4 protein-coding genes are annotated in these 2783 nt (G+C 63.3%); all 4 read right to left on the bottom strand.

Annotated elements, in window-relative coordinates:
• A partial coding sequence (locus EOB59_RS36925; RefSeq protein ID WP_245486837.1) for an SDR family NAD(P)-dependent oxidoreductase occupies nt 1–345 on the bottom strand: 345 nt, incomplete at its 3' end.
• Entirely contained in the window at nt 342–1112 is a 771-nt protein-coding gene (locus EOB59_RS31350) for an ABC transporter ATP-binding protein (RefSeq protein ID WP_128290037.1), read from the bottom strand. The genes EOB59_RS36925 and EOB59_RS31350, both read right to left, overlap by 4 nt.
• A 1-nt stretch (nt 1113) precedes the next feature.
• Nucleotides 1114–1905, bottom strand: coding sequence for an ABC transporter permease (locus EOB59_RS31345; protein ID WP_245486836.1), 792 nt, complete (start codon nt 1903–1905; stop codon nt 1114–1116).
• Between the two features lie 104 nt (nt 1906–2009).
• The coding region (locus EOB59_RS31340) for an ABC transporter substrate-binding protein (RefSeq protein WP_206622084.1) at nt 2010–2783 on the bottom strand (774 nt) is incomplete at its 5' end.

Here is a 2783-nt window from a genome sequence, read left to right as displayed (position 1 = left end):
GACAAGCGCCGTGCCGATGACGTTGATCTCGATGATGCGCCGGAAGGCGGCTTCGGCCTCGTCGCTGCTGTCGGTGATCGGCGTCATCAGCTCGAGGCCGGCATTGTTGATGAGCACGTCGATCCGGGAGATCGGTTCGAGGGCCGCGCCGACCGCCTCGCGGTCGGCGATGTCGGCCTCCGTGCCTGTGGCGCCCAAGTCGTGGGCCCGTTCGTGCACGGCCGCGTCGTTGGCAATGAGGTGCAGGCTGGCGCCGGCCTGGGCGAAGCCCTTGGCGATGCCGAGCCCGATGCCTCGGCTGGCTCCGGTGATCACGACCTTCTTTCCGGAAAAGGAGAGGCTCATACGACCACTCCGGTTTCGTTGCGGATCAGATGCAGGACCTTGTTGCGCAGCTCGAAGAATTTCTGGGTTTCGCGAATCTCCAGCGGCCGGTCCGGGCCAAGCTCTGCCGCCACGTCGATATCGGCGACGATCGAGGCTGGACGGCGCGAGAACAGGATGATCCGGTCGGCGAGAAATACGGCTTCTTCGACGTCGTGGGTGACGAAGATGATGGTCTTTTCCTCGCGGATCTGGATCTGCCGCAGCTCGACCTGAAGCCGCTCGCGCGTCAGCGCGTCGAGGGCGCCGAAAGGCTCGTCCATCAACAGCACGTCCGAACCCGCGGCGAGCGTGCGGGCTATGGCCACCCGCTGGCGCATGCCTCCCGAAATCCGGTTTGGATAGGAGTTGGCAAAGTCGGCGAGCCCGAACAGCTTGAGATAGTGGCTGATACGCTCGGCTCTTTCGGTGGCACCGAGGTCCTTCCTGTAGCGCATGCCGAAGGCGATGTTGTTTTTGACCGTCAACCAGGGAAACGACGAATAGGACTGGAACACCATGCCGCGCCGTCTGTCCGGTCTGACGACCTTTTCCCCACCGAGCAGGATCGAGCCCGAACTCGGTTCGTCGAGGCCGCCGACCATGCGCATCAGGGTGGTCTTGCCGCAGCCCGAGGGGCCGAGGAAGACGACCAGCGAATTGCGCTCGAGGCCAAGGCTGGTGTTTCGCACGACATCGACGGGGCCAAAGGACTTGGCCGTGTCGATGAATTGAACATATCCGGTCATGTCATGCTCCTCGCAGATACCGGAACAGCCGGCGGTGAAGCAGGCGCAAAAGTTGGTCGGTGACAAGGCCGATCAGGCCGATGACGACGACGCCGGCCATGACCTCCGGTGTCTTGACGAAGCGCCGGGCCGTCCAGATCACATAGCCGATGCCGGAATCGGCGGCGACGATCTCGGCGATGATCAGATAGGTCCAGCACCAGCCGAGCGTGATGCGCAGATTGTCGAGCAGCGTCGGGCCCATCCAGCGCAGGGCGACGTCGATCATGACTTGCCTCGAATTGGCGCCGACGGTGCGGGCGACCTCGACGAATTCCTGCGGCACGCGCCGCATGTCGTCGGCGACGAGCAGCACGAGCTGGAAGAACGTGCCCAGCCAGAGCAGGAAGATCTTTGTCTCCTCGCCGACGCCGAACCAGATGATGGACAGCGGCACGAGTGCGGGGACCGGCAGGTAGCGGATGAAATCGATCATCGGCTCCAGGGCGGCGCCGACGATCCGGTAGCTGCTCATCATGATGCCGATCGGGATCGCCATGACGGCGGCCAGCAGGAAGGCGATCCAGACACGGGTGGTCGAGACCGCGACGTGCCAGAGCAGGTTCTGCTCGGTCAGCATCGTCCACAGGGCAATGACGACGCGGCTCGGCGACGGCAGGAACTGCGGCGCAATGATGCCCGCGCGCGCCGCCAGCTCCCACAGGGCAATAACGAGCGCAGCCGCAGCGACACTGACGGCGAACTCCAGCATCGGCGATCCGCGACCGCGGAAGACGAACAGGCTGCTGAACAAATCACTATCCCCGGATGATCGAAAGAACGGTCGTCACCGGCGGTAAGCCGGAATGACATCGCTGCCGACAGCCGAGACAAGCTGCCGGCCCGGCCGCGCGGCCGCTATTTCGCCGGGATCTTGTTGATCGCCGAACTGTCGATCTGGTCCGCCGCCACCAGTCTGTTGTCGGCGGCGCCGTTCTCCAGGTTTAGATCCATCACCGTGTCGAATATCCCGTGCAACGTGCCTTTTTCTCCCGGCTTGCCCATGTAGGCCAGGGATTCTGCAAGCGTCGTGTAGGACAGGCTGGAGTTGACGATGTCGGTCACTTCGGCAGGCGTCAGGCCGAAATGCTTGGACGCCATGTCGGCGAATTTTTCCGGCTCGGCCTTGATGAAATCGACCGCCTCATAGATGCAGCCGAGGAATTTTGCGTATTTGTCGGGGTTCGCCTTGAAGTCGTCGTTGCGGGCGATGATCGCGTCGATGATGATGCCGCGATGATCCTTGGACGAGATCAGCATGCGGGCACCGGTGCGGGTCGAGGCCTTCAGCGCCTGCGACATGAACGGTTCGTAGGTCGCGATCGCGGCGATCGATTCATCGACGAAAACCGCACCCGTATCGGCCGTCGCGATGTCCTTGATCTGCAGATCCTTCAGCGACAGGCCCGCCTGCTTCAGCTCCATCTGCAGCAGCAGGCGCGAGGGGATGTTGGGCTCGGCCGCGACGACCTTGCCCTTCAGATCGGCAACGGACTTGATCTTGTCATCGGTGATGACGCCGTCGCCACCGACGGATTCGTCGATCGTGCCGATGATGATGCCGGGCGTCGAGGCGTCGCGCGGGCGGCCCTGATATTCGCCGACCGAGCGCATCTGCATCTCGATGTCGCC

Source organism: Mesorhizobium sp. M7A.F.Ca.MR.176.00.0.0, from assembly GCF_004023165.1.
Lineage (GTDB): Bacteria > Pseudomonadota > Alphaproteobacteria > Rhizobiales > Rhizobiaceae > Mesorhizobium.
This window is presented reverse-complemented; position numbering and strand designations above follow the sequence as displayed.